At 70.3% G+C, this 25,035-nt stretch carries 27 protein-coding genes and 1 pseudogene; 12 read left to right on the forward strand and 16 right to left on the reverse strand.

The genetic code is table 11. The features are described from left to right. Window positions 1-56: 56 nt before the first annotated feature. On the reverse strand, window positions 57-779 hold the full coding sequence (locus OHT76_RS19295) for a VOC family protein (RefSeq protein ID WP_328872090.1): 723 nt from the start codon (window positions 777-779) through the stop codon (window positions 57-59). 134 nt (window positions 780-913) lie between these two features. Here OHT76_RS19295 and OHT76_RS19300 point away from each other — a divergent pair, with 134 nt between their 5' ends. Then, window positions 914-1,549, forward strand: coding sequence for a TetR family transcriptional regulator (locus OHT76_RS19300; protein ID WP_328876573.1), 636 nt, complete (start codon window positions 914-916; stop codon window positions 1,547-1,549). Between the two features lie 88 nt (window positions 1,550-1,637). Here OHT76_RS19300 and OHT76_RS19305 read toward each other — a convergent pair whose 3' ends face one another. After that, a complete protein-coding gene (locus OHT76_RS19305; protein WP_328872091.1) occupies window positions 1,638-2,090 on the reverse strand; it encodes an Lrp/AsnC family transcriptional regulator in 453 nt (150 codons plus the stop codon). An 82-nt stretch (window positions 2,091-2,172) separates the two neighbouring features. Here OHT76_RS19305 and OHT76_RS19310 point away from each other — a divergent pair, with 82 nt between their 5' ends. Beyond that, window positions 2,173-2,778 (forward strand): LysE family translocator, encoded by a 606-nt coding sequence (locus OHT76_RS19310; protein WP_328872092.1) that lies wholly within the window; start codon window positions 2,173-2,175, stop codon window positions 2,776-2,778. Here OHT76_RS19310 and OHT76_RS19315 read toward each other — a convergent pair. Both OHT76_RS19315 and OHT76_RS19320 read right to left on the reverse strand, forming a co-directional pair. After that, window positions 2,773-3,250: pseudogene (locus OHT76_RS19315) on the reverse strand (nitroreductase family deazaflavin-dependent oxidoreductase). The gene OHT76_RS19310 and the pseudogene OHT76_RS19315 sit on opposite strands and share 6 nt — an antisense overlap. After that, window positions 3,247-4,920 (reverse strand): acyl-CoA dehydrogenase family protein, encoded by a 1,674-nt coding sequence (locus OHT76_RS19320; RefSeq protein WP_328872093.1) that lies wholly within the window; start codon window positions 4,918-4,920, stop codon window positions 3,247-3,249. The pseudogene OHT76_RS19315 and the gene OHT76_RS19320 overlap by 4 nt, the downstream one beginning before the upstream one ends. Window positions 4,921-4,999: 79 nt before the next feature. Here OHT76_RS19320 and OHT76_RS19325 point away from each other — a divergent pair, with 79 nt between their 5' ends. Then, complete coding sequence (locus OHT76_RS19325) at window positions 5,000-6,151, forward strand: thiolase C-terminal domain-containing protein (protein ID WP_328872094.1); 1,152 nt, start codon at window positions 5,000-5,002, stop codon at window positions 6,149-6,151. On the opposite strand, the gene OHT76_RS19330 is transcribed toward OHT76_RS19325, so the two are convergent. The 3 genes from OHT76_RS19330 to OHT76_RS19340 are packed head-to-tail and all read right to left on the reverse strand — an operon-like array spanning window position 6,148 to window position 8,332. Then, a complete protein-coding gene (locus OHT76_RS19330; protein WP_328872095.1) occupies window positions 6,148-7,344 on the reverse strand; it encodes an esterase-like activity of phytase family protein in 1,197 nt (398 codons plus the stop codon). The two genes, OHT76_RS19325 and OHT76_RS19330, sit on opposite strands and share 4 nt — an antisense overlap. 20 nt (window positions 7,345-7,364) lie before the next feature. Then, entirely contained in the window at window positions 7,365-7,559 is a 195-nt protein-coding gene (locus OHT76_RS19335; protein WP_328872096.1) for a DUF397 domain-containing protein, read from the reverse strand. Beyond that, window positions 7,556-8,332: a helix-turn-helix domain-containing protein gene (locus OHT76_RS19340; protein WP_328872097.1), complete on the reverse strand. Its 777-nt coding sequence runs from the start codon at window positions 8,330-8,332 to the stop codon at window positions 7,556-7,558. Before OHT76_RS19340 ends, OHT76_RS19335 begins: the two co-directional genes overlap by 4 nt. Window positions 8,333-8,440: 108 nt before the next feature. On the opposite strand from OHT76_RS19340, the gene OHT76_RS19345 reads away from it, so the two are divergent. The 3 genes from OHT76_RS19345 to OHT76_RS19355 are packed head-to-tail and all read left to right on the forward strand — an operon-like array spanning window position 8,441 to window position 9,959. Continuing rightward, complete coding sequence (locus tag OHT76_RS19345; protein WP_328872098.1) at window positions 8,441-8,854, forward strand: hypothetical protein; 414 nt, start codon at window positions 8,441-8,443, stop codon at window positions 8,852-8,854. A gap of 9 nt (window positions 8,855-8,863) precedes the next feature. After that, a complete protein-coding gene (locus OHT76_RS19350) occupies window positions 8,864-9,289 on the forward strand; it encodes a pyridoxamine 5'-phosphate oxidase family protein (RefSeq protein WP_328872099.1) in 426 nt (141 codons plus the stop codon). A gap of 10 nt (window positions 9,290-9,299) precedes the next feature. Then, complete coding sequence (locus tag OHT76_RS19355) at window positions 9,300-9,959, forward strand: pyridoxine/pyridoxamine 5'-phosphate oxidase (RefSeq protein ID WP_328872100.1); 660 nt, start codon at window positions 9,300-9,302, stop codon at window positions 9,957-9,959. 3 nt (window positions 9,960-9,962) lie between these two features. Here the strand turns inward: OHT76_RS19355 and OHT76_RS19360 are convergent, their stop codons facing one another. The 4 genes from OHT76_RS19360 to OHT76_RS19375 all read right to left on the reverse strand — a co-directional run bounded on the left by OHT76_RS19360 (window position 9,963) and on the right by OHT76_RS19375 (window position 12,494). Further along, window positions 9,963-10,835, reverse strand: a complete 873-nt coding sequence (locus tag OHT76_RS19360) for a GNAT family N-acetyltransferase (protein WP_328872101.1) — start codon at window positions 10,833-10,835, stop codon at window positions 9,963-9,965. An 87-nt stretch (window positions 10,836-10,922) separates the two neighbouring features. Further along, a complete protein-coding gene (locus OHT76_RS19365; RefSeq protein WP_328872102.1) occupies window positions 10,923-11,546 on the reverse strand; it encodes a GNAT family N-acetyltransferase in 624 nt (207 codons plus the stop codon). A 25-nt stretch (window positions 11,547-11,571) separates the two neighbouring features. Further along, window positions 11,572-12,048: a Zn-ribbon domain-containing OB-fold protein gene (locus OHT76_RS19370; RefSeq protein ID WP_328872103.1), complete on the reverse strand. Its 477-nt coding sequence runs from the start codon at window positions 12,046-12,048 to the stop codon at window positions 11,572-11,574. After that, entirely contained in the window at window positions 12,048-12,494 is a 447-nt protein-coding gene (locus tag OHT76_RS19375) for a DoxX family protein (protein WP_328872104.1), read from the reverse strand. Before OHT76_RS19375 ends, OHT76_RS19370 begins: the two co-directional genes overlap by 1 nt. Before the next feature lie 354 nt (window positions 12,495-12,848). On the opposite strand from OHT76_RS19375, the gene OHT76_RS19380 reads away from it, so the two are divergent. The 4 genes from OHT76_RS19380 (at window position 12,849) to OHT76_RS19395 (ending at window position 17,893) form a co-directional block, all read left to right on the forward strand. After that, window positions 12,849-13,382, forward strand: a complete 534-nt coding sequence (locus OHT76_RS19380; protein WP_328872105.1) for a hypothetical protein — start codon at window positions 12,849-12,851, stop codon at window positions 13,380-13,382. 138 nt (window positions 13,383-13,520) lie between these two features. Further along, window positions 13,521-14,714: a flavin-containing monooxygenase gene (locus OHT76_RS19385; protein ID WP_328872106.1), complete on the forward strand. Its 1,194-nt coding sequence runs from the start codon at window positions 13,521-13,523 to the stop codon at window positions 14,712-14,714. Between the two features lie 124 nt (window positions 14,715-14,838). Continuing rightward, window positions 14,839-17,064: an acetate--CoA ligase family protein gene (locus tag OHT76_RS19390; protein ID WP_328872107.1), complete on the forward strand. Its 2,226-nt coding sequence runs from the start codon at window positions 14,839-14,841 to the stop codon at window positions 17,062-17,064. A gap of 7 nt (window positions 17,065-17,071) precedes the next feature. Beyond that, window positions 17,072-17,893, forward strand: a complete 822-nt coding sequence (locus OHT76_RS19395; RefSeq protein WP_328872108.1) for an enoyl-CoA hydratase/isomerase family protein — start codon at window positions 17,072-17,074, stop codon at window positions 17,891-17,893. On the opposite strand, the gene OHT76_RS19400 is transcribed toward OHT76_RS19395, so the two are convergent. Then, window positions 17,878-18,804, reverse strand: a complete 927-nt coding sequence (locus OHT76_RS19400; protein ID WP_328872109.1) for a hypothetical protein — start codon at window positions 18,802-18,804, stop codon at window positions 17,878-17,880. The two genes, OHT76_RS19395 and OHT76_RS19400, sit on opposite strands and share 16 nt — an antisense overlap. An 82-nt stretch (window positions 18,805-18,886) precedes the next feature. Here OHT76_RS19400 and OHT76_RS19405 point away from each other — a divergent pair, with 82 nt between their 5' ends. Beyond that, window positions 18,887-19,480 carry a flavin reductase family protein gene (locus OHT76_RS19405; protein ID WP_328872110.1) on the forward strand — a complete coding sequence of 198 codons (594 nt, stop codon included), beginning with the start codon at window positions 18,887-18,889 and terminating at the stop codon, window positions 19,478-19,480. 68 nt (window positions 19,481-19,548) lie between these two features. Here OHT76_RS19405 and OHT76_RS19410 read toward each other — a convergent pair whose 3' ends face one another. After that, window positions 19,549-20,868, reverse strand: coding sequence for an MFS transporter (locus OHT76_RS19410; RefSeq protein ID WP_328872111.1), 1,320 nt, complete (start codon window positions 20,866-20,868; stop codon window positions 19,549-19,551). A gap of 71 nt (window positions 20,869-20,939) precedes the next feature. Here OHT76_RS19410 and OHT76_RS19415 point away from each other — a divergent pair, with 71 nt between their 5' ends. Then, complete coding sequence (locus tag OHT76_RS19415) at window positions 20,940-22,019, forward strand: GlxA family transcriptional regulator (protein ID WP_328872112.1); 1,080 nt, start codon at window positions 20,940-20,942, stop codon at window positions 22,017-22,019. Here OHT76_RS19415 and OHT76_RS19420 read toward each other — a convergent pair. From OHT76_RS19420 to OHT76_RS19430, 3 genes are read right to left on the reverse strand one after another with little or no spacing between them, the layout of a single operon-like run. Then, window positions 21,935-22,990: a Zn-dependent alcohol dehydrogenase gene (locus OHT76_RS19420; protein ID WP_328872113.1), complete on the reverse strand. Its 1,056-nt coding sequence runs from the start codon at window positions 22,988-22,990 to the stop codon at window positions 21,935-21,937. The two genes, OHT76_RS19415 and OHT76_RS19420, sit on opposite strands and share 85 nt — an antisense overlap. Next, the gene (locus OHT76_RS19425; RefSeq protein WP_328872114.1) at window positions 22,990-24,141 is read right to left on the reverse strand and encodes an acyl-CoA dehydrogenase family protein; all 1,152 of its coding nucleotides are present in this window, start codon (window positions 24,139-24,141) and stop codon (window positions 22,990-22,992) included. The genes OHT76_RS19420 and OHT76_RS19425 overlap by 1 nt, the downstream gene beginning before the upstream one ends. Window positions 24,142-24,152: 11 nt before the next feature. After that, a complete protein-coding gene (locus OHT76_RS19430; protein ID WP_328872115.1) occupies window positions 24,153-25,028 on the reverse strand; it encodes an SDR family NAD(P)-dependent oxidoreductase in 876 nt (291 codons plus the stop codon). Window positions 25,029-25,035 lie beyond the last annotated feature (7 nt).

Consider the following 25,035-nt stretch of genomic DNA (forward strand, 5'->3'; position numbering starts at 1 on the left):
TCCCGGGGCGTGGTTGCGAACCAGGGGTCAGATCGGGGTGTCTTTGGACAAAAGCCTCAGTTCGAGCGCTGGAGCAGCGCGAACGACGCCCCCTGATTGTCCGTGACGACGGCCACGGTGCCGTACGACGTCTCAAAGGGTGGAGCCTGGACGCGCCCGCCCAGCCGTTGCACCGCCGCGAGCGCCTCCTCGCAGTCCTCCACCCGGAAGTGGACGAGGAAATGCGGCGGCATCTCGGCGGGGAAGACGTCGGAGACGGGGGCGCGGCCGAAGTCGGGCGCCGCGTCGGGTCCGAACAGGGCCTCGTGGAAGAGGTCGCCGTAGAAGTCGTTGACGGCCTCGGTGTCCCGGGCGTACAGCTGCACCCAGGCGAAGGTGCCGGGTTCATGGCGGCGCCCGAAGCCGGGGTGGCCGCCCGCCTGCCAGAGCCCGAAGACAGCGCCCTCGGGGTCGGTCACCAGGGCCGTGATGCCCTCCCCCTCGCCCACCTCGACGGGCGCGGTGATGATCTGGCCGCCCGCCTCCCGAATCCGCCGGACCAGCGCCTCGGCGTCCGGGGTGGCGAAGTACACCGTCCAGACGGTCGGCATCCGCCCGTCCACCTTGGGGACGAGCGCGGCGACCGGCTCCCCCTCCTGCAAGGCATACGGCTCCTCTTCCGGGAAGCTCCACCCGAAAAGCTCACCGTAGAACCGCTTGCCCGCCTCGACGTCGGGGAGCTGGGCGTCCACCCAGCAGGCGACGCCCTCGGCATACCCGGATGCCCTGTTTTCGGCCATGCCGCCAAAGTAACGGCCTCTCACGCACCCCGCAGACCAGGCACACCACCCTCTCCGCCCTCGCGCACCCCATTTGCAGTCGGCCGAATCGCGCTCCGATCACCCCTCGGTAAGCTGACGGCATGACAGGACAAGTGCGTACCGTCGACGGCCGCGTGGCCGGCCGGCGTGGGCAGGCGACCCGGCAGAAGCTGCTCGACTGCCTCAGCGAGATGCTCAGCTCCTCCCCTTACCGGGACGTCAAAGTCATCGATGTCGCCCGGAAGGCGGGCACTTCGCCCGCCACCTTCTACCAGTACTTCCCGGACGTCGAAGGCGCCGTCCTGGAGATCGCCGAGCAAATGGCCACCGAGGGCGCCGGGTTGACCGAGCTTCTCGAAGGCCGCTCCTGGGTCGGCAAGTCCGGCTGGCAGACCGCACAGGAACTCGTCGACGGATTCCTGGAGTTCTGGCGGAGGAACGACGCGATCCTGCGCGTGGTCGATCTCGGCGCCGCCGAGGGCGACAAGCGCTTCTACAAACTCCGGATGAAGATCCTCAACTCGGTGAACAACTCCCTCGCGGACGCGGTCGCGGAGTTGCAGGCCAAGGGCAAGGTCGACAAGGACGTCAACCCGGCCGCGGTGGCGGGCTCGATCGTCGCGATGCTCGCGGCGGTGGCCTCGCACCAGAAGGGCTTCCAGACCTGGGGCGTCAAACAGGCCGAACTCAAGCCGAACCTGGCGCTGTTGGTACACCTGGGCGTGACCGGCAAGAAGCCGACGAAGTAGCGCCCGGATCTCTTTCCCGTCTTTTTCCAGGCCCCCAAGTCCTGTCTGGCAGGCGGCTGTTCACCCAGGTGGACGGCCGCCTGCCGCGCTATGCGGGCAGTGGCCGGTCGCGTACGACGTGCTTCATCACCAGCGTCGAGGTGAGCCGCTGCACCCCCGGCAGGGTGGCCAGCCGATCGTCGTACAGCCGCTGGAAAGCGGCGAGGTCGGCCGTCGCCACCCGCAGCAGGTAGTCCGGCTCCCCGAAGAGCCGCTGTGCGTCCAGTACGTGCTCGATCTCGCCGATGGCCCGCTCGAACTCGGCGACGGTGTCCCGGTCCTCCTGCCGCATGGACACAAAGACCAGCGCCTCGAAGGTCAGCCCCACGGCGGTCGGCTCCACGACGGCCCGGTAGCCGCTGATCGCCCCCGACCGCTCCAGCTCGCGCAGCCGCCGGTGGCACGGCGAGACGCTGAGGCGCACCCGCCCGGCCAGCTCGGTCACGGTCAGCCGCCCGTCCTGCTGGAGCTCAGCAAGGATTTTCCGGTCTACGTCGTCCATGGGGTAAATCTTGCCTCAGTACAAGCGATCATGAGCAAACTTCGGGAGCACTTTCGGGCCAATCCCGCCTAATGTCCCCACCATGGACTCCGGAACCCTCCTCGCCTTCCTCGCCCTCGACCTGCTGCTGGTCTGTGTGCCGGGCGCCGACTGGGCGTATGTGATCTCGGCGGGACTGCGCGGCGGCAAGGTGGCGCGGGCCGTGGGCGGTCTGGTGAGCGGTTACGCCCTGCACACGGCCCTCGCGGCGGCGGGCCTGGCGGTCCTGGTGGCGAGCAAGCCGGCGCTGCTGACCGGCCTGACGGTGGCCGGGTCGGCGTATCTGGTGTGGCTGGGCTGGAGCGTGCTGCGCCGGCCGGGGGTGCCCGGGGAGTCGGCCACGACCGGCGACCGGGTCTTCCTCCGCGGGGCCATGATCAGCGGCCTGAACCCGAAGGGCCTGCTGCTGTACCTGTCGGTCCTGCCGCAGTTCCTCGTCACGGGCGGCGGCCATCTACCGGTCCCCGCCCAGACCGCCGTCCTCGGCCTGCTCCACATGGCGTGCTGCGCGGCCGTCTATGTGGCGGTCGGCGTCGGCGCCCGCGCGCTCCTCTCCGCCCGCCCGACGGCGGCCCGCGCGGTCACCCGCACCTCCGGGGCGGCGATGCTCGGCATCGGGGCGTTCCTGCTGGTCCAGCACACGCTATGACTCTCTTCGTAGGACCCTGAAGAGCCGAATCTCCCGCTCCAACCCGCGCCTGATAGGTGGCGTACGGCGGCCAGAAGGCGAGCGCCGCCTTCCACACGGCCGCCCGCTCCTCCCCCTCCAGCAGATGCGCGGTTACGGCGATGTCGGCGCCCTTCCAGTTGATCTCGGCGTCGGGATGGGCGAGGAGGTTGGCGGTCCAGGCGGGATGGCCGGTTCTGCCGAAGTTGGAGCCGATGAGGATCCAGGTCCCCTTCTCCGGTTCCGGCATACAGGCGAGCGGAGTCCGGCGGGGCAGTCCGCTGCGGGCGCCGGTGGAGGTCAGGATCACCCCGGGCAACATCTGCGCGCTGAGCAGCACGCGGCCCCGGGTGAGCCGGTGCACGGCACGGTCGAGGGCCGGGATCACATACGGGGCGACCTTGGCGAAGCCACGCGTCGAGGACACCTTCTGCACCAGCCGGACGCCGATCACACCGTCACCTCGAAGAGCCGAGCCACCTCGGCCGCGTACGCCCGCAGCCGGTGCACGGGCCCGAACAGCAACTCATCGCCCGCGGCACGCTTGAAGTACAGGTGCACATCGTGCTCCCAGGTAAAACCGACGCCCCCATGCAACTGGATCGCCTCCCCGGCGGCAGTTCGCAGCGCCTCCAGCGCTTGGGCGAGGGCTAGGCGGCCGACGGGGTCGGGGTGGGCGGGGGCGCCGAGGGTTTCCGGGTGGGCGGGGGCGGGGCCGCCGACGCGTTCCTGGTGGGCGGGGGTGGGGGCGCCGAGGGTTTCCCGGTGGGCCGTGGTGAGCCCGGCGACGGCCTCCCGGTCGGCAGTGGCGAGACCGTCCGCAGCTTCCCGGTGAGCGGTGGCGGCCCCACCGACCGCTTCCCGAGCGCCAGCGCCGATACCACCGGCGGCCTCCCGGGCGCCAGCAGCGAGACCACCAGCAGTTTCCCGGTGAGCCGTGGCGGGCCCACCGACGGCGTCCCGGTGGCCAGCGGCGAGACCACCGGCAGTTTCCCCGTGAGCCGCGGCGGCCCCGCCGACCGCTTCCCGGCGAGCCGTGGCAGGCCCACCAACCGCTTCCCAGTCGCCAGCGGCAAGACCACCGGCAGTTTCCCCATGAGCCGCAGCGGCCCCGCCGACCGCTTCCCGGTGGCCGGTGGCCCAGGCGGCGTAGTAGGCGGCGGATCTGGCTGCCTGGAGTTGGACGTAGACGTCGGCCAGTCGGTGTTTGACGGCCTGGAAGGAGCCGATCGGACGTCCGAACTGCTCCCGCTGCTTCACATACTCGACGGTCAGCTCCAGTACCCGATCGGCGGCGCCGACGGCCTCGCAGGCGAGGACGGTGGCGGCGGTGTCTCCGAGGCGGGCGAGCGCCCCGAGCACGTCCGCGCCCTCCTCCCCCAGCAACCGAGCTTCCACGTCCCGGAGTTGGAGCCGCGCGAGCGGCCGGGTGGAGTCCAGGGCGGTCTGCCGTACCCGGACGAGCCCCTCGGCGTCCCCGGGGACGAGGAAGAGGTCGGTGCGGGAGCGGGCGAAGCCGCCGGTGTGGGCGGCGACGAGGAGGAGCCCGGCGCTGTGGCCGTCGAGGACGTGCTCGATCTCCCCGTAGAGCCGCCAGCCACCCTCCGCCGAGCCGCCGCTGGGCGCCAGGGTGGGGCCGGGGGCGGCCGAGGCCGCCGGCGCACGCCGTGCCTGCACACCCCCCGCACGCCCGCCACCCGCCCAGTCCCCGCAGTTGTCGCCGGTCAGTGCTAGGCAGGCCGCTGGGGCGGCCAGGGTGGCGGTGAGCGACCCGGCGGCGATACGAGGGAGCAGTTCGGCCCGTTGGGTGTCGGTGCCCAGGGCGAGGATCAGCGGGGCGGCGAGGACGGCGGTGGCGAGGAAGGGGGAGGGGGTGAGCAGGCGGCCCAATTCCTCTGCGGCCAGGGCGAGTTCAGTCGCCGAGCAGCCGACTCCGCCGTAGGGCTCGGGGAGGGCCAGACCCGGCAGGCCGAGCTGTTCGGAGAGGGCCGTCCATAGGGCGAGGTCGTGGCCCGCCGGGGTGTCGACGGCGGCCCGCAGTTCCTCCGAGCCGCACCGCTTGTGCAGCAGTTCGCGGAGAGTGCGGCGGATTTCGTCCTGTTCGGCGGTGAAACCGGCGTCCATCGCTGCCCCTTCCCTCCGGATCTGACGGTCCGTCATATTAGGAGGGCCGGGTCGAGATGCACAGAGGGAGAGGCCTGTCATGACTGACGGAAACCGGAAAGTCGCCGTGGTCGGGGTGGCCCTCTCCGACTGCGGCCGGGTGGACGACGCGACGCCGTACGCCCTGCACGCCCAGGCGGCCCGCCGGGCACTCGCGGACGCCGGGCTCGACCGCTCCCTGATCGACGGCTTCGCCTCCGCCGGCACCGGCGTCCTCGCGCCGGTCGAGGTGGCCGAGTATCTGGGCCTGCGCCCGACCTGGGTCGACTCCACGTCGGTGGGCGGCTCGACCTGGGAGGTCATGGCGGCGCACGCGGCGGACGCGATAGCGGCGGGCCATGCGAACGCGGTCCTGCTGGTGTACGGCTCGACGGCCCGCGCGGACATCAGGGCCGGCCGGAGGACCGGCAACCTCTCCTTCGGCGCGCGCGGCCCGCTCCAGTTCGAGGTGCCGTACGGCCATACCCTCATCGCCAAGTACGCGATGGCCGCACGCCGCCACATGATCGAACACGGGACGACCATCGAGCAGTTGGCCGAGGTGGCCGTGCAGGCGCGGCAGAACGCGGCACTGAATCCGGAGGCGATGTTCCAGGACCCGATCACGATCGACGACGTCCTGTCCGGGCCGATGATCGCGGACCCCTTCACCAAGCTGCACTGCTGTATCCGCTCCGACGGCGGGGCGGCGGTGCTGCTGGCGGCGGAGGAGTACGTACGGGACTGCCGCAAGGCGCCGGTGTGGGTGCTGGGGAGCGGCGAGTGCGTGTCCCACTCCGCCATGTCCGAGTGGGAGGACTTCACGGTGTCGCCGGCGGCGGTGAGCGGTCGGCTGGCGTTCGAGCGGGCGGGGGTGCGGCCGACGGAGATCGACGTGGCCGAGATCTACGACGCCTTCACCTACATGACGCTGGTGACGCTGGAGGATCTGGGGTTCTGCAAGAAGGGGGAGGGCGGGGCGTTCGTGCAGGCGCGGGAGCTGCCGGTGAACACGGACGGGGGCGGACTGTCCGCCCAACATCCCGGGATGCGGGGGCTGTTCCTTCTGGTGGAGGCGGTACGGCAGCTCAGGGGCGAATGCGAGGCGCGGCAAGTGCGCTGTGGCGACGGCGAGTTGCCGCGCCTCGCGGTGGCGTCCGGGACGGGTGGGTGGTTCTGCTCGTCGGGGACGGTCGTACTGGGGAGGGCTTAGAAGAAGGCGCGCGGGTCGGCGTGCAGACGGTCGCCCAGGCGGATGGTGATGAACTCGTTGTTGTCCGCCTTGCCCGCCGTACGGCCGGACGAGAAGGGGAAGTTGTTGTCGTTCAGGACGGCGAGGGTGCGGTCGTCGAGCAGGACGACGTCCTCGATCGTCTGGAACGGGAAGGTGAAGGTCTCGCCGAAGCCGCCGAGCTTCTTCGGGTTCGCGATGTTCATCAGGTCCGCGACGAGGGTCTTGTCCATGACGCCGTCGTCGTTGCGGTCCCGGGTGTCGGCGAGGTAGATCCGCTTGAACTTGGCCGTCTCGCCCTGACCGCCGTCCCGCTCGATGACGAGGAAGCGGTGCTTGTCGACGGCGATGGCGTCGCCGATGGCGTTGGCGGGCGACTCCAGACGGTACGTCCAGCGCTTGCCGGTGTACTCGCCGGACTTCGCGCTGAACTGGTTGAAGCGCAGGTCACCGGGGGTGTCACCGGCCACGGTGCCCTCCAGGAGGGGGTAGAGGTACCGCCCGTCGACGGAACGGGCCATCCCCTCGAAGCCCTTGCTGCCACCGAGGTTGGGGGTGCCGCCGTTGAGGTAGGGGTTCTCCGGCGCCTTGACCCCGTCGAGCGAGATCGGTGCCTCGAGCAGCTTGCCGGTCCGCGAGAAGTGCAGCAGGAACGGGCCGAACTCGTCCCCGATCCAGTACGTGCCGTCGTACGCCTTCACGATCGACTCGACGTCGAAGTCGGCGCCGGTGAGGGTGCGGTCGCTGCGGGTGAGCGCGAACGGGACCTTGTGGTCGGGGTCGGTCAGGTTGAACCCGCCGAGCACGTTGACCTTCCCGGTCCGGGTGTCCGGCTTGATGCGGTGGATACGGAGCAGGAAGTCGGCGCTGTTGGCCTTGCCGCCGTAGCCGTTGTCCGACAGCACGTCGTAGGTGCCGTCGTGCCGGTTCACGATGCCGCTGAAGCCCTGGACCGGCTGGTCTTCGAAGGGTGCGGAGATGCCGTTGAAGGGCCCGGCACCTATAGCGGCCCCGGACGCCTCACTCCCCGGCACGAAGGTCTCCGCCGGGAGGGAGGCCCATCCGGTGAGCGTGGCCTGCCCGAAGTCGTGGGCCTGCTCACCGGCGAGGGCGGAGGGCGCCGCGAGGGCGGCCGTCAGGGCGACGGCACTGAGCATGATCGAGGTTCTTCTCATGGCCCGCACGGTAGGGACACCTAGTGACGAACGGCCGAACTGCCGAGGAACGCCGTCCAGGTGGAGGGGGTGACGGTGAGGGTGGGGCCAGTGGAGGTGGGCTGCTTGGAGTCGCGGATGTGGATCGCGGTGGGGGTAGGGGCTATTTCGAGGCAGGCCTCGCCTTCGTTGCCGCTGTAGCTGGACTTACGCCAGGCCAGTCGGGTCGTGCTCATAATTGCGCCGCCTTCCTCTCAATGAGCTCTGCGGACTCCCAGGGAGTGAGGGCCTGCGCCCGCAGGATGCCGAAGAGGTGGAACAGCTCGGTCACCTCGTCCGGCTTGTGGATCAACTTACCGCCGCCCTGGGCCTCCACGTATACGAGATTGCGGCCTTCTTCGGTGCTCATGAGCTGCATCGGGCCCATTAGCCCGGCGTGGGTGTGCCGGTCGCTCGGCATCACCTGGACCGTCAGTTGCTTCATCTTCCGGATGCACTCCAGCACATGCAGCAACTGCCCCTTGAGGACCTCCGGACCGCCGAGCGTCCGCTCCAGTACGGACTCCTCGATCACGTAACCAACATACGGCGGTGGGTTGCGTACAAGCACCGTCTGCCGTTCCAGCCGAGCGGCCACGTGCTGCTCGATCTCTTCCTCGCTGTACGCCGGAACGCGCGCCTCGTACAGGGCCCGCGCGTACGGCTCCGATTGCAGCAGCCCGGGGAACAGCATCGTTTCGTACGCACTGATCACCCGCGCCTGCCTCTCTCGCCGTACCCAGTCGACGAACCGCGGCGGATACTTCTCCTCCTCGATCACCTCGATACACGCAACGAGCACCCCCCGCGCGCCCATCGCCTCGTCCGCCTCCCTCAGGAACTCAATCGGCGGGATGCGCTCGGCCCGCTCGTACGACCCGTAAGTCGACTCGGCGACGTGCACCAGGTCGGCGGCCTCCTTCTGGATCAACCCCAGCCGAGCCCGATGAATCCGCAGGAGCTCTCCCACGAGCCGTCGCCCCACCGAAACCACAAGGACCACCCCTCTCCCCACAAAAGCCTTTTGTGAGCCGTGTTCATCTGGTCACTCACCGCAACCATCGCCACCCTCATACCCATGACGAACCGACTCCACGCCAATTGGATCCCTAAATCCGGCATTCAACTACGTCTCGCCGGAGTCCACTTCGACGCCATCCGAGTCTGCGGCATCCGCGGAGAAGCCGTCGTCCACCACCTCTCCCAGCTCGCCGAAGGCCCCGTCGGTCCCGTGATCCGCGAAGGCAACGGCTGTCGCTGGACCTACTTCCTCCTCGCCCCCGGCGAAAGCGTCGAGCACGAGTGGCCGCCCGGCGCCCGGAAGTACACCCGCTCCTCTCGGGACGAGTACGTCGGGGTACCCGCCCCGGAGGGGAACACGTTCCCCCTCAGTTGGCGTTGTGGTGCACCGGAGGCAGGTGAGTTCGTGGACGCCGAACTACTGCACGGCGTTCTGACGGCTCAGCTCTGCCAGACCGTCGACGTGGAGTAGGAGACCGGAATGGCCCTGAACCGCAAAGAGCGCGCAGAATTCCTCGCGGAACCGCACGTCGCCGCGCTGTCGGTGGACGGCGGCGAGGACCGGGCGCCCCTGACCGTGCCGATCTGGTACCAGGTCGAGGACGACGGCAACGTATGGATCATGACCGGTGTCGAGTCGCGTAAGAACGAGCTGATCAGCGCGGCGGGCCGGTACACGCTGATGGTCGACCGACTGGAGCCGACGATCCGGTACGTGTCGGTGGAGGGACCGGTCGTCGAGACGGTACCCGCGACGAAAGACCAGCTCAGGGAGATCTCGGCGCGGTATCTCCCGGAGGACAAGGTGGACGGGTACGTCGACTTCGCGTGGAAGAACCACGGCGCGCAGGTGGTCGTACGGATGCGACCCGAGCGTTGGGTGTCCTCGGACCTGGGAACCGTCTGACAATCGGTGCATGGATCTTCATGAGCTGCTGAGGTCACTGCGGGTGTGGGACCCGGAGGTGACCGAGTTGCCGCCCTTCGACCCGGGGGCGGCGCCGGCCGAGCCGCTGCCGTTGTTCGCGAGCTGGTTCGCGGAGGCGGTGGCGGCGGGACAGATCGAGCCGCACACGATGTCGCTGGCGACGTCGGACGAGGAGGGCAGGCCGGACGTACGGACTGTGATGCTGCACGGCGCGGACGCGGACGGCTGGTCGTTCGCGACGCATGTCAGCAGCAGGAAGGGGCGACAGCTCGCGGTACGGCCGTTCGCGGCACTGGGCTTCTACTGGCCCGTGCTCGGGCGGCAGGTGCGGGTGCGGGGGCCGGTGACGGCGGCCGCGTCGGCGGAGAGCCAGGCGGATCTGCATGCCCGGTCGACGGGGGCGCTGGCGGCGGCGCTGACCGGTCGGCAGAGCGAAGTGCTCGGTTCCTTGGAGGAGTTGGCGCGAGTCTCGGCCGAGTCCTGGGCGCGGGCGCAGCAGGAACCGGACGCGCCTGTCCCGACCTGGACCCTCTACCGCCTGCTCCCTGAGGAGGTGGAGTTCTTCCAGGGCGACGAGAAGCGTCAACACGTACGGCTGAACTACCACCGTGCGGCCGAGGGCTGGAGCCGCGAACTCCTCTGGCCCTGATCGCTATGAGCCCGCGCCGCCCTGGAAGTCGTACACCTCGAAGTCCGCCACCGCCCGGTAACCGAGCCGCTGGTAGAGGACGTTGGTGGTGGTGTTGGCCATGTCGGTGAAGAGGAGGACCTCCTCCGCTCCGGAGCGGACCGCGGCGCGGCTGACCACGACCGTCACCGCGCCGGCGTAACCGCGTCCGCGCAGGTGGGATGGGGTGTAGACGGGGGCGATACGGACCTGTCCCGCGACCATCGGGGTGACGCCGCACATGGAGACGGGCGTGCCGTCGACCTCCCAGAAGGTGACGCCGCCGTAGGCGATGCGATGGTCGGCCCAGTTCTCGACCTCACCGGCGGAGTGCTCACCGACGCTCTCGGTGAACTCGCCGTACCAGCGGATCAGTTGGTCCCGGTCCTTCTCGCCCGCCACTCGCGCGCTGCCCTCCGGAACCGGCTGCGGTGTCATCAAGCTGCCGAGCCGGTACAGCCGTTGGCGCTGACGCAGGGCCGCGGCGGCGCCGGTGTGGCGCTGCCAGGAGCGGACGAACCCGGTGGTCGTCTCGCGGGTACCGATGATGCCCGGCACCGAGTGGCCGACGGCGACCAGGTGGGCGGCGAGGGCGTCGGTCTCGTCTGCGGTGAGGGGGGTGACGTTGAGCCGGTAGGGCGGGGTGCGGAAATAGGCTCCGCGCACCTGACCGTCCCGTTCCATCACCCCGAACACGGGCGGCTCGTCACCGCCGTACGCGCGCAGTCCGCGCATCCGCAGCGACTCCGTGACCGTCAGGGCGACGGTGTGCAGATCCGGGCGCGACCGCAGGAAGCCACCAGCGTGGCCGAGGAAGCGGTCGAGGTCTTCGGTGACGTACCAATCGTCCGAGCGCATGTCTCATGATCCCGCGTCTGTACGGGACTTGGCCATGCCTTTCCGGGGTGAACACACGGCCGTCATATCGACGCGAGAGTCACGCCCTCATGACGCATCCGGATCCGGATCCTCCGCAAGGCGCGCGTGCAGATGCATGTCCCGGTAGGCGTCATGGCGACCCGCCTCCCACATCGCGCCGCGCAGGGTCCCCTCGTACGTAAAACCGCAGCGCTCGGCGATATGGCACGACGAATCGTGGCCCACGGCATGATCGAGTTCCAGGCGGTGCAGGCCCAGATCGGTGAGCGCCCAGCGGGCGGCCAGGGTGAGCGCCCGGGTCGCCATTCCGTGGCCGCGCGCCTCGGGGAGCACCCAGTAACCGACGCGCGCTGTGTTCATCACACGGTTGATGACGTTGACGCCGATGTGCCCGAGCGGCGTTCCGGTCTCCGGGTCCGCGATGCAGTACGGCGCCGCCGTGCCCTCCGCCGCGGTATGCGCCGACGCCCGCAGCTGGTCTCGCGCGGTGTCGAGGTCGGTGGTGAACCTCAGGGGCGTGTTCCAGCGCCGGAACTCCGGGTCGGAGCGTCCGCGCAGCCAGGCCTCGGCGTCGGCCTCCGACTCCGGGTCCCAGGGGCGCAGCCAGAGGTGCGGGGTGCGCAGGTCGGGGAGGGTGGCGGCGGCTTTGTAGCGCTGATCGTCCTTGTAGCGCTGATCGTCGAGGGCCATGAGCCCATTGAAACCGTTCGCTCATTCATTCGCATGGGACATGGGATTCCTGCGCCTGGGACCTGGGCTTCCTGGGCTTCCCGGGCTTCCCGGGCTTCCTGGGGCGGAACACGGGCACCCCGTCCCGGAACCCCGCCTCCAGCTCCATCCCGGCCCGCAGCGGCGCCTCCCCCGCCGCCCCGGTCCACTCCACGATCTCCGTCATCATCCGGGGGCCCTCGGCGAGGTCGACGACGGCGGCTACGTACGGCGTGCGCTCCCCGAAGGGCGGGAGGTCGTTGCGGTGGACGACCGACCAGGTGTAGAGCGTGGCCCGGCCGCTCGCGGTCTCCCAGACCACGTCCTCGCTCCAGCAGTACGGGCAGAACTCGCGCGGGTAGTGATGGGCCCGTCCGCAGGCCCGGCAGCGGCGGATCAGCAGGCGGCCCTGAGCCGCCGCGTCCCAGTAGGGGCGGGTGAAGGCGTCGGGTTCGGGGACGTCGAAGGCGGCTGGCGTTGCCATCAGAAGATTCCCAACGCGTTGTCCATGGACCAGGTCTGCCAGGACATTCCGAAGAGGGCGACGACCGAGATCAGCGCCATCATCGAGTTCTGGCCCTGTTCGGCCCAGTCGTGGATCATCAGCGCGAAGTAGACGCCGTTGAGCAACAGGCCGGCGACCAGGGCGATCGGGGTCAGGAAACCGGCGATCAGGCCGAGCCCCAGGGCGAGTTCGGCGTAGGCGACGACGTACGCCATGGTCCGCGGTCGGGGCGCCACGACCACGTCGAAGCCGGAACGTACGGCGTTCCAGCGGTGCTTGGCCGCCACGTCCGCCGCCCACGTGATACCGCCGCCCTGGAACCAGCTCTTCTTGTCCTTGTGCCGCCAGCTCTCCAGCCACCACAGGCCGAGGCCTATACGGAGCACGGCCAGCCATTCCGCGCCGCTGAGCCAGATCGTATCCATGAATCTGACGGTACGTCAGATGGAGTTGCCCGGGAAGCCTGTGCGTCCACCATGAAGCTGTGTGGTTCCCATGAAAGCCCAGGATTGTTGGCAATTTTGTCGCCAGTATGGCTACCTTCGCACTACTGGGACCAGGGCCACGGCGCCAACACCGACCCCGGCGACTTCATCACGTGGATCGCCAAGGTGACGGGTCACAAGGCCAAGTAGGGCCCCTGAGCCGCGGTGCCACCGGTTTCCCGTCATGACTTCGGTCACCGCGAAAGCCACGGCGCCGAGCCCCTCCGCAACGAACGGGCTCGGCGCCGTGGCGCGTCCGGGGCGGTCTGACCGGCCGGTTTTACGATGACCGGCATGCCAGCCGTGCCGCCGCCGCCCGTCCTCGTCCACCTGGACAGTCCGTTCATCAACTTCCGCGACTTCAAGTTCACCGAGGCCTCCGCGCACGGTTACCGCTGGATCGACATCAAGCGCTTCCGCCTCCCGTCCGAGGCGCCTTCGGACCGCGCCCTGCTCGCCGCCCTGATCGCCCACCCGCAGTTCCGCGACACCTACGACGGCTCCGGCGTCCAGGACTGGCCCCGGCACGGCGGATGGTGGCTCGACCGCATCACCCCCGACACCTACCGAGCCGTCGACGCGGCGGCCGCGAGCACCGCCATCCGCGCCTGGACCGACCAGCACGGCCCCGTCCCGCACGCACTCACGGAACGCATCCAGGCGCAGGTCCACACCCCCATCGCCACGGCGACCAGCACCTACCTCCTGGACCCCCTCCCCGGGGACGCCCGCCACGACTGGGGCGGCGTCCACACCGACTTCCACGAACTGGTGCTCATCGACCGCCCTTCGGCCACCCTGACCCTGTTGGTCGCCGCCGACGACTGAGGCCTCTCCTCCAAAACCCCACAACCAGACGCCGTACGCCACCGGCCCCACCCACTCCTCCTACGGACGTGATCAATCCGCAACCAATTCCGGTCTTGACCGAGACCCATCAACGGGGGGCGTGATTACGCTCGCGCTATGGCCGACTCCACAGCGCACTCACCAGCCGACGCGGACCGCCCGGTGTACGTCATCGGCGGCGGTCCCGGCGGGCTCGCCGTCGCGTACACCCTGCGCGCCCAGGGCATACGCGCCGTCGTCCTGGAGAAGTCCGACCGCGTCGGCGCCTCCTGGCGCGGCCACTACGACCGGCTGCGCCTGCACACCACCCGCCGCCTGTCGGGACTGCCCGGGCTGCCGATACCCCGCCGGTTCGGGCGGTGGGTGACCCGGGACGACGTGGTGCGGTATCTGGAGAAGTACGCCGAACACCACGAGCTGGAGATCGTCACCGGCGTCGAGGTCTCCCGCGTCGACCGCGCCCCCGACGGCAACGGCTGGCTCCTGCACGCCACCGGCGGCCGCGAACTGACCGGCGCCGCGGTGGTCATCGCCACCGGCTACAACCACACCCCCTGCCTCCCGGACTGGCCCGGCCGCGACTCCTACACCGGCGACCTTCTGCACGCCTCCTCCTACCGCAACCCCAAGCCCTACACCGGCCGTGACGTCCTCGTCGTCGGTGTCGGCAACACCGGCGCCGAGATCGCCGTCGACCTGGTCGAGGGCGGCGCCTCCCGGGTGCGGCTCTCGGTGCGCACCGCCCCGCACATCGTGCGCCGCTCCACGGCCGGCTGGGCCGCCCAGTACTCGGGCGTCCTGTGCCGACGCCTGCCGGTCGCCCTGGTCGACCGCCTCTCCCGCCCGCTGGCGAAGCTGAGCGTGCCGGACCTCTCGGCGCAGGGGCTGCCCCGCCCCGACACCGGCCTGTACAGCCGGGTGCTCGAAGGGGCCGTCCCGGTGCAGGACGTCGGCCTCATCGACGCCGTCCGCGCGGGCCGGGTCGAGGTCGTGACCGCCGTCGACGGCTTCGACGACGGCAAGGTACGCCTCGCCGACGGCACCCTCGTCGAGCCGGACGCCGTCATCGCCGCCACCGGCTACGTCCGCGCCCTGGAAGGTCTCGTCGGCCACCTCGACGTCCTCGACGCCCGCGGCAGACCCGTCGTCCACGGCGCCCGCACCCCGGCCCACACCCCCGGCCTGTACTTCACCGGCTTCACCAACCCCATCAGCGGCATGCTCCGGGAACTGGCCATGGACGCCGAGAAGATCGCGAAGGCCGTGGTGAAGGAGGCCGGGAACCGCGTGTCCAAGCTGCCCGTCACCTGAGATTCTCTGCCTGAGCGTCCCTCCTCCGTTCAACTTTGCCTGCACAGCCATTCCTGACGAAGTGTCAGTTCAGTAATCTGACAGTGCGTCAGTTAATCGCTGTCACACAGGAGCGGGCGGACCGATGCTTGGATCAACCCACGGCACCCTCACCACCGACTCCCGCGGGACCCGGGTCATCGCCTGCGGCGAGCAGCCCGGTCCCGCCGTCCACGGCCGGCCGGCCGAGGTCGACGATCTCGATGTCAGCGGGCGTCCGCTGTATGCGGGCGTCCCCGATCTGGACCGCTTCTTCCGGCCCGAGTCGGTCGCCGTCATCGGCGCCTCGGACGCCGAGGGCCGGCCCAACGCCGGCGTCACCCGGCAACTACTCGCCTGGTCCGAGCGGGTCGGCGCCCGGCTCCACCCCGTGCACCCGAGCCGCCCGTCCGTCTTCGGCATCCCCTGCTCTCCTTCCGTCGCCGACCTGCCCGAGCAGGTCGATCTCGCCGTACTGCTGGTCGCCGACCCCCTTCCGGTGCTCGAGGAACTGGCCGAGGCCAAGGTGAAGTTCGCGGTGGTCTTCGCCTCCGGGTTCGCCGAGACCGGTGCGGAGGGCGCCGCGGCACAGGCCCGGCTCGCCGCCGCGGTCGAGCGGTCCGGGATGCGGCTGCTGGGCCCCAACACCAATCTCAACGCCTTCGAGGAGTTCCGCACCGACCTCGACGGCCCGGCCATCGCCCTGATCACCCAGTCCGGGCACCAGGGCCGCCCCGTCTTCGCCCTCCAGGAACTCGGCGTCCGCCTCTCCCACTGGGCACCCACCGGCAACGAGGCCGACCTGGAAACCTCCGACTTCATCTCCTACTTCGCCGAGCGCCCCGAGGTGGGCGCCATCGCCTGTTACATGGAGGGCCTGAAGGACGGCCGTTCCTTCCTGCTCGCCGCCGACCGGGCCGCCCGCCGCAGGGTGCCGGTCGTCGCGGTCAAGGTGGGCCGCACCGAGACCGGCGCCCGCACGGCCGCCTCCCACACCGGCAAGCTGACCGGCGCGGACGCGGTGGTGGACGCGGCGATGCGGCAGTACGGGGTGATCCGCGTCGACGGTCTCGACGAACTCCAGGACACCGCGGCGCTATTGGCCCGGTCGCGGCCCCCGCGCGCCGACGGTGTCGTCGTCTATTCGATCTCGGGCGGCACGGGCGCGCACTTCGCGGACCTGGCGACCGAGGCGGGACTGCGGCTGCCGGTGCTGTCGGAGGCCAAGCAGGCTGAGCTGCACCAGTGGATACCCGAGTACCTGAGTGTGGCCAACCCGGTCGACAACGGCGGCCATCCGGTGGGCGACTGGCGCGGCCGGAAGATCATCGACGCCATCCTCGACGACCCCGAGGTGGGCGTCCTCATCTGTCCGGTCACCGGGCCCTTCCCGCCCCTCAGCGACCGGCTCGTGCAGGACCTCGTCGACGCGGCCGAGCGCACCGACAAGCTGGTGTGCGTGGTGTGGGGGTCGCCGGTCGGCACCGAACCCGCGTACCGCGAAGTCCTGCTCGGCTCCTCGCGGGTGGCCACCTTCCGCACGGTCGCCAACTGCATCACCGCGGTCCGCGCCTACCTCGACCACCACCGCTTCACCACCGGCTACCGCTCCCCCTTCGACCGCGCCCCGCGCACCCCGTCCCCCTCCTTCCGCAAGGCCCAGGCATTGATGCGCCCGGGCCAGCAGCTGAGCGAGCACGCGGCGAAGCAGCTGCTGCGGGCGTACGGCATTCGCGTACCGCGCGAGCAGTTGGTGACCAGCGCGGCGGCGGCCGTACGGGCGGCGGGCCTGGTCGGCTACCCGGTGGTGATGAAGGCGTCCGGCGCACGGATCGCCCACAAGACCGAGCTCGGCCTGGTCAAGGTCGGTCTCACCTCGGCCAGCCAGGTCCGGGACGCCTACCGGGAGTTGACGGACATCGCGCGCTACGAGGACGTCTCCCTGGACGGCATCCTGGTCTGCCAGATGGTCGAGCGGGGCGTCGAGATGGTCGTGGGCCTGACGCACGACGACCTCTTCGGGCCCACCGTGACCGTCGGGCTCGGCGGGGTGCTGGTCGAGGTGCTGCGCGACACCGCCGTACGCGTGCCGCCCTTCGGGGAGGAGCAGGCGCGGGACATGCTCCATGAACTGCGCGGGCGGGCCCTGCTCGACGGGGTCCGGGGGCGGCCCCCCGCGGACACGGACGCGCTCGTCGAAGTCGTCCTGCGGGTGCAGCGCATGGCGCTGGAGCTCGGGGACGAACTCGCGGAGCTGGACATCAACCCGCTGATGGTGCTGGAGCAGGGGCAGGGCGCGGTGGCGCTGGACGCGTTGGCGGTGTGCCGCTGAGATGGACATGCCCGATTCCCCCCGTGTGCCCGGAAATTCCGTTGAGTCATTGGTACAACACGCCACTGACAATCGGGTCTGCCGCATCACGCTCAACCGCCCCGAGACCCTCAACGCCATCACGCCTGACCAGCGGGAACGCCTCATCGAACTGCTCGCCGAGGCATCGGCGGACGCGGAGATCAGGGCCGTCGTCCTCACCGGAACCGGCCGCGGATTCTGCGCGGGCGCGGATCTGCGGGGCACGTCCACGACCAGTGACCGCGTCCCCGGCGATGTGGCCCGCATGCTCCGCCTGGGCGCCCAACGCCTCATCGCCGCCGTCCTCGACTGCGAGAAGCCCGTCATCGCCGCCGTGAACGGAACAGCGGCGGGCCTGGGCGCACACCTGGCCTTCGCCTGCGATCTGGTCCTCGCCGCCGAATCGGCCCGGTTCATCGAGGTGTTCGTACGACGGGGTCTCGTCCCCGACGCCGGCGGCGCCTATCTCCTGCCGCGCCTGATCGGCCCCCAGCGGGCGAAGGAGCTGATGTTCTTCGGCGACGCCCTGACCGCGGCGGACGCGGAGCGGCTCGGGCTGGTCAACCGGGTCGTCCCGGACGGGGAGTTGGAGAAGACGGCCCGCGAGTGGGCCGAGCGTCTCGCCGCCGGTCCCACCCGCGCCCTCGCCCTGACGAAGCAGCTCGTCAACGCCTCCCTCGACAGCGACCGCGCGACCGCCTTCGCGGCGGAGGCGGCGGCACAGGAGATCAATATGACGACCGAGGATGCGCAGGAGGGGGTGGCGAGCTTCGTGGAGCGGAGAAGCCCTCTTTACAAGGGGCGCTGAGGCTTCAGGATCCGCAGATCCCCGGCGTCCGGATCACCGAACAGCACGAACAGCTCGGGGTCCTGCTCGGTGCCGCCGATCACCCAGTACGTGTCCTGACCGCATCCGCCGTCGAGCCGTACGGCGACCCCACCCCGGTCCCAGTTGCCGTCCTCGCGCTTCAGGGACCAGGTGCCGGTGCCGTCGCAGAGGGCGAAGGCCTGACCCGCCGCCCAGTCGTCCATGTCGGTCTCGGTGGGCAGCTCGGTGAACTCCGCCCGCCCGTCCGGATGCAGCCGCAGAACCGCCCCGTCGTCGCCCCGCCAGACGCCGGTCAGCTGCCCGGCGGAGAGGACGGGAGGCTCGTACCCCTTGATCAGCCCCGCGCTCCCCGCCAGCGCGCCACCTACTCCGACCAGTACGAACAGCACCACGGAGGCCAGCCCCGAGCGGAACCAGACGCCCCAGAACCCCCACCGGGGGCGCCTGCGGACGTAGGCCATGGCGAGGGCGGGAAGGATCCCGAAGGCCGCGAACAGCAGGGCGGTGCTGATGAAGGGCCAGTCCCACAGCACGGTGGTCAGTGCCGCCCAGCCAACGCCGATCAGCGCGCTGCACGCCAGCTGCCAGGCCCAGCGTGGCCCACGCGCGCGTGCGACGACGAGGCCGGCCAGACAACCGGCAGGCAGGGACTGCACCAGCGCATGGATGAGCCCGAGCACGGGCAACACCAGCGGCGCGAAGACGAGCACGCAGGCCATGCCCATCGAGTTGAACCCTCGGCCGTAGGTGTCGCCGGACTGCTCGCCGATCCACCCGACCAGCCAGACCACCGGAAGCTGACCGGCGGCCACGGCAGCGGCCGCGTACAGCTCCGACGACCGCGCTGAGCTGTCGTTTCTGTGCTCCTGCGGACTGTTTCCCCACCTCATGCGCGCAGCGTACGCACGCGTGCCCGGCGCCCCCGCACACCCCTTCCAATCTGACACACCGTCAGCTTCAATGGGTGACGTGATGGGACACGCAGGAATGGCCGCAGCCGCCGTCCGCTACCTCAGGTCGGTCGACGCCCCGCGCGTGGAGCCGTTGCCGCGACCGGAGTTGCGGTGTGTCGGCGAGGACGAGCGGGCGCCGGTCGATCAGGCCGAGTTCCGGCGAGTGCTCGGGAACTTCGCGACGGGGGTGACCGTTGTCACATCACCAGCCGCCGACGGCGAAGCCACCCCCGCCGGTTTCGCCTGCCAGTCCTTCTCCTCCCTCTCCCTCGACCCACCCCTGATCGCCTTCATGGTCGGCCGCACATCGACGACCTGGCCGCGCATCGCCCGCGCCGGCGTCTTCTGCGTCAACGTCCTGGCCGCCCACCAGGGCAACCTGTGCCGCGGCTTCGCGGTAAGCGGCGGCGACAAGTTCGCCGGGGTCGCATACGACGCGGCACCGGCGTCAGGCTCCCCGCGCCTCGAGGGCGCCTTGGCCTGGGTGGACTGCACGATCCACGCCGTACACACGGGCGGCGACCACCTCATCGTGGTGGGGCGGGTGGATGCGCTGGGAGCGACCGAGGAGGACGCGGCGCCGTTGCTGTTCCACCGGGGCCAGTTCATCTGACGGCAAGGGGGCGCCCCGTCAGGGGCGCGGGGAACTGCGCGACAAGCCCCCACGGGCCCGCAGGTCCTTCACGCAACAGCAACCGCCCCAGCCACCCCCGACCGACGCCGAATCACCAACGCCATCAGCGCAGCCACCGCGCACAAGGCCCCGGACGCATACCAAACAACGTCATAAGACCCGAACGCATCCCGCGCGACCCCACCAAGAAACGCCACCAGCGCCGCCCCCACCTGATGGGAAGCAAGCACCCACCCAAAAACAATCGCGCTGTCCTCCCCATAGTGCTCCCGGCACAACGCGACGGTCGGCGGCACAGTAGCCACCCAATCAAGCCCGTAGAACACGATGAAGAAGATCATCGGCGGCCTCACGCTCGGCGCGAGCAGCATCGGCAGAAACAGCAGCGAGACCCCCCGCAACGCGTAATACACCGCCAACAACCGCCGAGCCTCATACCGATCGGTAAACCAGCCGGAGGCAATCGTGCCGACGACATCGAACACCCCGATCACCGCAAGCAACGAGGCCGCGGCCTGAACCGGCATGTGCTCATCGTGCGCCGCAGGCACAAAGTGGGTCTGGATCAGACCGTTGGTGGAGGCCCCGCAGATCGCGAAGGTACCGGCGAGCAGCCAGAAGGGCCCGGTGCGGGCCGCGTCGAGCAGGACCCGAACGGCACGGCGGGCGGCGCCCGTCGCGGGCGGCGGCTTCGGCACGAACTCCTTCGCACCGTACGGCTTCAGACCCACGTCCGCCGGATGGTCCCGCAGCAGCAGCCACACGAACGGGACGACGGCGAGAGCCGCCAACGCCACCGTCACGGCCGCCGGACGCCAGCTGTGTTCCTCGACCATCCAGGACAGCACCGGCAGGAAGATCAGCTGCCCGGAGGCCGACGCGGCGGTGAGGATTCCGGTGACCAGGCCGCGCCGCTCGGTGAACCACCGGTTGGTGACGGTCGCGGCGAAGGCCAGCGCCATGGATCCGCTGCCGAGGCCGACCAGCAGACCCCAGCACAGCATGAGCTGCCAGGCCGCCGTCATCCAGTACGTGAGGCCGGAGCCGAGGGCGATCACGGTCAGCGCGACCGCCACGACCTTGCGTATGCCGAAACGGTCCATCAGTGCCGCCGCGAAGGGCGCGGTCAGACCGTAGAGCGCGAGGTTCACGGAGACCGCGGCGCCGATCGTGCCGCGGGACCAGCCGAAATCCTCGTGCAGCGGGTCGATGAGCAGCCCGGGCAGGGAGCGGAAGGCGGCGGCGCCGATGATCGTCACGAAGGTGACGGCGGCGACGTACCAGGCGCGGTGGATACGGCGCTTTCGGCGGGTCGGGGTGCTCGGGTTGTCCTCTGCGGTGGCCGCGGCGTCGGTTGTCTGGGTCACGACATAGATGATCGCGTCCGGATTCCGCCTCATCGAGTGGCCCGAAGGTCAGCGTTCGTTAGGATCGGGCCATGAGCAGTGACCCGGAGTCGACTGAGTCCCCTGCGTTTCGTCCGCATCGCGTCGTCGTGCTCGCCCTGGACGGCCTGCTCCCCTTCGAGCTGGGCATCCCGCACCGCATCTTCGGCCGCCCCAAGAACGCCCGCGGTAGGCACCTGTACGAGGTCCTGACCTGCTCGATCCGGCCACCCGGCCCCGTCGTCACGGACGCCGACTTCGCCATCATGGTCGAGCACGGCCCCGAGCTCCTGGCGACCGCCGACACGGTGATCGTCCCGGCCTCCTACGAGCTCGGCCCGGTCTTCGAGGAAGGCGTGCTCACCCCCGAACTGGCCGCCGCCCTCGCCCACATCCGCTCCGGCACCCGGCTCGCCTCCATCTGCACCGGCGTCTTCGTCCTGGCCGCCGCCGGGTATCTCGACGGCCGCCGCGCCACCACGCACTGGGCGGAGACGGACCAGCTGCAACGCCTCTTCCCGGCCATCGACGTCGACCCGGACGTCCTGTTCATCGACGACGGCGACGTACTCACCTCGGCCGGCGTCGCCGCCGGGATCGACCTGTGCCTGCACATGGTCCGCCGCGACCACGGAACCGCCGTCGCCAACGAGATCGCCCGCCGTACGGTCGTACCGCCGCATCGCGACGGCGGCCAGGCGCAGTACATCCACCGCCCGGTGCCCGACCCCCAGCAGGCGACGACGACCACGGCCCGCGCCTGGGCCCTGGGCCGCCTGCACGAGCCGATCCAGCTGCGGGACATGGCGGCGCAGGAGGCCATGTCGGTACGGACCTTCACGCGCCGCTTCCGCGAGGAGGTCGGGGTCAGCCCCGGTCAGTGGCTCACCCAGCAGCGGGTGGAACGGGCCCGGCACCTGCTGGAGTCCACCGATCTGTCCATGGACCAGGTGGCACAGGGCTCCGGATTCGGTACGGCGCAGTCGATGCGGCAGCACTTGCAGACGGCACTCGGGGTGACGCCGACCGCGTACCGCCGGACCTTCCGTCAGTCCGAGAACGTCAGCACCGCCCGGGCCACCCGGCCCGCCTCGGCATCGGCGGCGGCCTTCTCGAAGTCCTCCACCGGGTAGGTCCGCGTCACGAGTTCGTCGAGAAGCAGCCGGCCGGCCCCGTACAGGTCGGCGTAGAGCGCGATGTCCCGCTGCGGGCGCGAGGAGCCGTAGCGGCAGCCCAGGATCGACTTGTCCAGGTAGAGGGTCGAGACGCGGAAGGACGCCTCGGCCGTGGCCGGTGGCACCCCGAGGAGGATCGCCTGGCCGTGCCGGTCGAGGAGGTCGATGGCCTCACGGATCAGCTCGACGCGTCCGACGCACTCGAAAGCGTGGTCCGCACCCGTGGGCAGGATGTCCCGCACCCCATCGGTGGAGGTCAGGAAGTCGGTCGCACCGAACCGGCGGGCCATCTCCTCCTTGGCCGGATTGGAGTCGACGGCGACGATCCGCAGGGCACCCGCGATCCGCGCGCCCTGAATGACATTGAGCCCGATTCCACCGGTCCCGATCACCACCACTCTGTCTCCGCGATCCACCCGCGCCCGGTTGAGCACGGCCCCCACCCCGGTCAGCACCCCGCACCCGATCAACGCCGCGGACACCAGCGGAAGTTCCCTCGGGATCCGCACCGCCTGCACCGCCTTCACCACCGTCCGCTCGGCGAAGGCGGAGTTGGACGCGAACTGGTACACCGAGCGCCCACCCCGCAGGAAGGGCTGCCCAGGCCGCCCGATCGCCTGCCGGCACATGGTCGGCCGCCCCCGGTCGCACTCAGGGCACGCACCGCAGTTGGCAAGCGTGGACAGCGCCACATGATCCCCGGGCACGACATGCGAGACCCCGGCCCCCACAGCCTCCACCACCCCCGCCCCCTCGTGGCCGAGCACCACAGGAACGGGGAAAGGTATGGTCCCGTCCACCACGGACAGATCGCTGTGGCACAACCCCGCCGCCGCGATCGCGACCAGCACCTCACCCGGCCCCGGTTCCCGCACCTCCAGGTCGTCCACGACCTCGGTCCGCTTCCCGTCGAACAGCACTCCGCGCATCAGACGACCCCCTTGGGCTCCCTGGGCAGACCGAGCACCCGCTCGGCGATGATCGTGCGCTGAACCTGATCCGAGCCGCCGTAGATGGTGTCGGCCCGGGAGAAGAGGAACAGATGCTGCAGCGGATCGAGTTCGTACGGCGTCGAAGGCGCCCAGTCGACCGGACCGACCGCGGCCCCGGCACCCCGTACCGCCACCGCCAGCTCCCCGAGCCGCTGATGCCACCCGGCCCACAGCAGCTTGGCCACGCTGGAGGCGCCCGCATCACCGGAACCGCCCAGGGTGCGCAGGGCGTTCCAGCGCATGGTGCGCAGCTCGGCCCACTGCCGGACGAGCCGGTCCCGTACGACGGGATCCGCCACCGCTCCCGTCTCCACGGCGACCCGCACCACCTGCTCCAACTCCCGTGCGAAGCCGATCTGCTGGGCCAGCGTGGACACCCCGCGCTCGAACCCGAGCAGGCTCATCGCCACCTGCCAGCCCTGGCCCTCGCCGCCGACGACGTGCTCCACGCGCGCGTGCGCGCCGTCGAAGAAGACCTCGTTGAAGTCGCTGGTGCCGGTCAGCTGCCGGATGGGACGGACGTCGATGTGGTCCGGTTGGTCCATCGCCACGAGGAGGAAACTCAGCCCCTGGTGGCGCCGGGACCCCGGCTCGGTTCGGGCCAACACAAAGCACCAGTCCGCCTCGTGCGCGAGTGACGTCCAGATCTTCTGCCCGGTGATGCGGTACCCGCCCCGCACATCCCGCACGGCCACGGTCCGCACAGACGCCAGATCCGACCCGGCCCCGGGCTCGCTGTACCCCTGACACCACAACTCGTCACCGGCGGCCACCGGAGGCAGGAAGCGGGCCTTCTGCTCCTCGCTGCCGTGCGCGAGCAGAGTCGGCGCCAGCAGATTCTCCCCGATGTGCCCCGAGCGCGGGGGCGCGCCGGAACGGGCGTACTCCTCGGCCCAGGCGACCTGTTGGGTGAGCGTGGCGGACCGGTTGCCGTACCCGGTCTCGGGCCAGGAGAGCCCGATCCAGCCGGCCGCGCCGAGGGTGCGTTCCCAGGTGCGGCGGTCCAGATCGGGGTCGGCATGCGCGCAGAGCCAGGCCTTGGCTTCCGCACGGAACGCCTCGTCCTCGGCACTGAATCCAAAGTCCACGGGACTCTCCTCTACGAGGCGTTCGGCGGCCGAAGCAACGGCATCGGATCCGCTCCCACCGTCCCTGGCAGAAACTCCGCGATCCGTTCCGGCGTCCACGACCCTTCGGAGTACGCGGCCCGCAATTCCCTCGGCTGAGCCCAAACCGCCAGCTTGGGCCCGGCAATTGTGTAGACCTGCCCGGTGATTCCCTGTTCCTTGGCCCGATCCGACAGCAGATAGACGACAAGCGCCGCCACATCCTCCGGATCCCCGATCTCCGCCAACTCCATGGGAACCTTCGCCGACATCCGCGTACGAGCGACAGGCGCCACCGCATTGGCCGTCACTCCGTACTTGTTCAGGCCCAGCGCGGCACTCCGTACCAGCGAAATGATCCCGCCTTTCGCCGCGCTGTAATTGGCCTGCGAAACGGACCCCTGATGGTTCCCGCTGGTAAAACCGATCAAGGTGCCGGAACGCTGTCCCCGCATCACCGCGGAGGCCGCGCGGAATACCGTGAACGTGCCCTTGAGGTGGGTGGCGATCACCGGATCCCACTCCTCCTCGGTCATGTTGAACAGCATCCGCTCCCGCAGAATCCCGGCGACACACACGACCCCGTCGATCCGCCCGTACGCCGACGCGGCCACGTCCACGACCCGCTGCCCGCCCGCCATGGTGGAGATGTCGTCGGCCACCGCGACCGCCTCTCCCCCGGCGGCCTCGATCTCCTTGACGACGCCCTCGGCGACCTCGCTCGTCGGCGAGGCCCCGTCCACCGCGACCCCGTAGTCGTTGACGACGACCCGCGCCCCCTCGGCCGCAGCCGCCAGCGCCACCGCCCGGCCGATCCCCCGCCCCGCGCCGGTCACGGCGACGACCTTGCCTGCCAAGAAGTTCCCCACGCCCGGC

The organism is Streptomyces sp. NBC_00287 (assembly GCF_036173105.1).
Taxonomy (GTDB): domain Bacteria; phylum Actinomycetota; class Actinomycetes; order Streptomycetales; family Streptomycetaceae; genus Streptomyces.

Coding starts and splice junctions, on each gene's coding strand:
- OHT76_RS19295 (WP_328872090.1), bottom strand. CDS start 779: ATGGCCGAAAACAGGGCATCCGGGTATGCCGAGGGCGTCGCCTGCTGG.
- OHT76_RS19305 (WP_328872091.1), bottom strand. CDS start 2,090: ATGGACGACGTAGACCGGAAAATCCTTGCTGAGCTCCAGCAGGACGGG.
- OHT76_RS19310 (WP_328872092.1), top strand. CDS start 2,173: ATGGACTCCGGAACCCTCCTCGCCTTCCTCGCCCTCGACCTGCTGCTG.
- OHT76_RS19320 (WP_328872093.1), bottom strand. CDS start 4,920: ATGGACGCCGGTTTCACCGCCGAACAGGACGAAATCCGCCGCACTCTC.
- OHT76_RS19325 (WP_328872094.1), top strand. CDS start 5,000: ATGACTGACGGAAACCGGAAAGTCGCCGTGGTCGGGGTGGCCCTCTCC.
- OHT76_RS19330 (WP_328872095.1), bottom strand. CDS start 7,344: ATGAGAAGAACCTCGATCATGCTCAGTGCCGTCGCCCTGACGGCCGCC.
- OHT76_RS19335 (WP_328872096.1), bottom strand. CDS start 7,559: ATGAGCACGACCCGACTGGCCTGGCGTAAGTCCAGCTACAGCGGCAAC.
- OHT76_RS19345 (WP_328872098.1), top strand. CDS start 8,441: ATGACGAACCGACTCCACGCCAATTGGATCCCTAAATCCGGCATTCAA.
- OHT76_RS19350 (WP_328872099.1), top strand. CDS start 8,864: ATGGCCCTGAACCGCAAAGAGCGCGCAGAATTCCTCGCGGAACCGCAC.
- OHT76_RS19355 (WP_328872100.1), top strand. CDS start 9,300: ATGGATCTTCATGAGCTGCTGAGGTCACTGCGGGTGTGGGACCCGGAG.
- OHT76_RS19360 (WP_328872101.1), bottom strand. CDS start 10,835: ATGCGCTCGGACGATTGGTACGTCACCGAAGACCTCGACCGCTTCCTC.
- OHT76_RS19365 (WP_328872102.1), bottom strand. CDS start 11,546: ATGGCCCTCGACGATCAGCGCTACAAGGACGATCAGCGCTACAAAGCC.
- OHT76_RS19370 (WP_328872103.1), bottom strand. CDS start 12,048: ATGGCAACGCCAGCCGCCTTCGACGTCCCCGAACCCGACGCCTTCACC.
- OHT76_RS19375 (WP_328872104.1), bottom strand. CDS start 12,494: ATGGATACGATCTGGCTCAGCGGCGCGGAATGGCTGGCCGTGCTCCGT.
- OHT76_RS19380 (WP_328872105.1), top strand. CDS start 12,849: ATGCCAGCCGTGCCGCCGCCGCCCGTCCTCGTCCACCTGGACAGTCCG.
- OHT76_RS19385 (WP_328872106.1), top strand. CDS start 13,521: ATGGCCGACTCCACAGCGCACTCACCAGCCGACGCGGACCGCCCGGTG.
- OHT76_RS19390 (WP_328872107.1), top strand. CDS start 14,839: ATGCTTGGATCAACCCACGGCACCCTCACCACCGACTCCCGCGGGACC.
- OHT76_RS19395 (WP_328872108.1), top strand. CDS start 17,072: ATGCCCGATTCCCCCCGTGTGCCCGGAAATTCCGTTGAGTCATTGGTA.
- OHT76_RS19400 (WP_328872109.1), bottom strand. CDS start 18,804: ATGAGGTGGGGAAACAGTCCGCAGGAGCACAGAAACGACAGCTCAGCG.
- OHT76_RS19405 (WP_328872110.1), top strand. CDS start 18,887: ATGGGACACGCAGGAATGGCCGCAGCCGCCGTCCGCTACCTCAGGTCG.
- OHT76_RS19415 (WP_328872112.1), top strand. CDS start 20,940: ATGAGCAGTGACCCGGAGTCGACTGAGTCCCCTGCGTTTCGTCCGCAT.
- OHT76_RS19420 (WP_328872113.1), bottom strand. CDS start 22,990: ATGCGCGGAGTGCTGTTCGACGGGAAGCGGACCGAGGTCGTGGACGAC.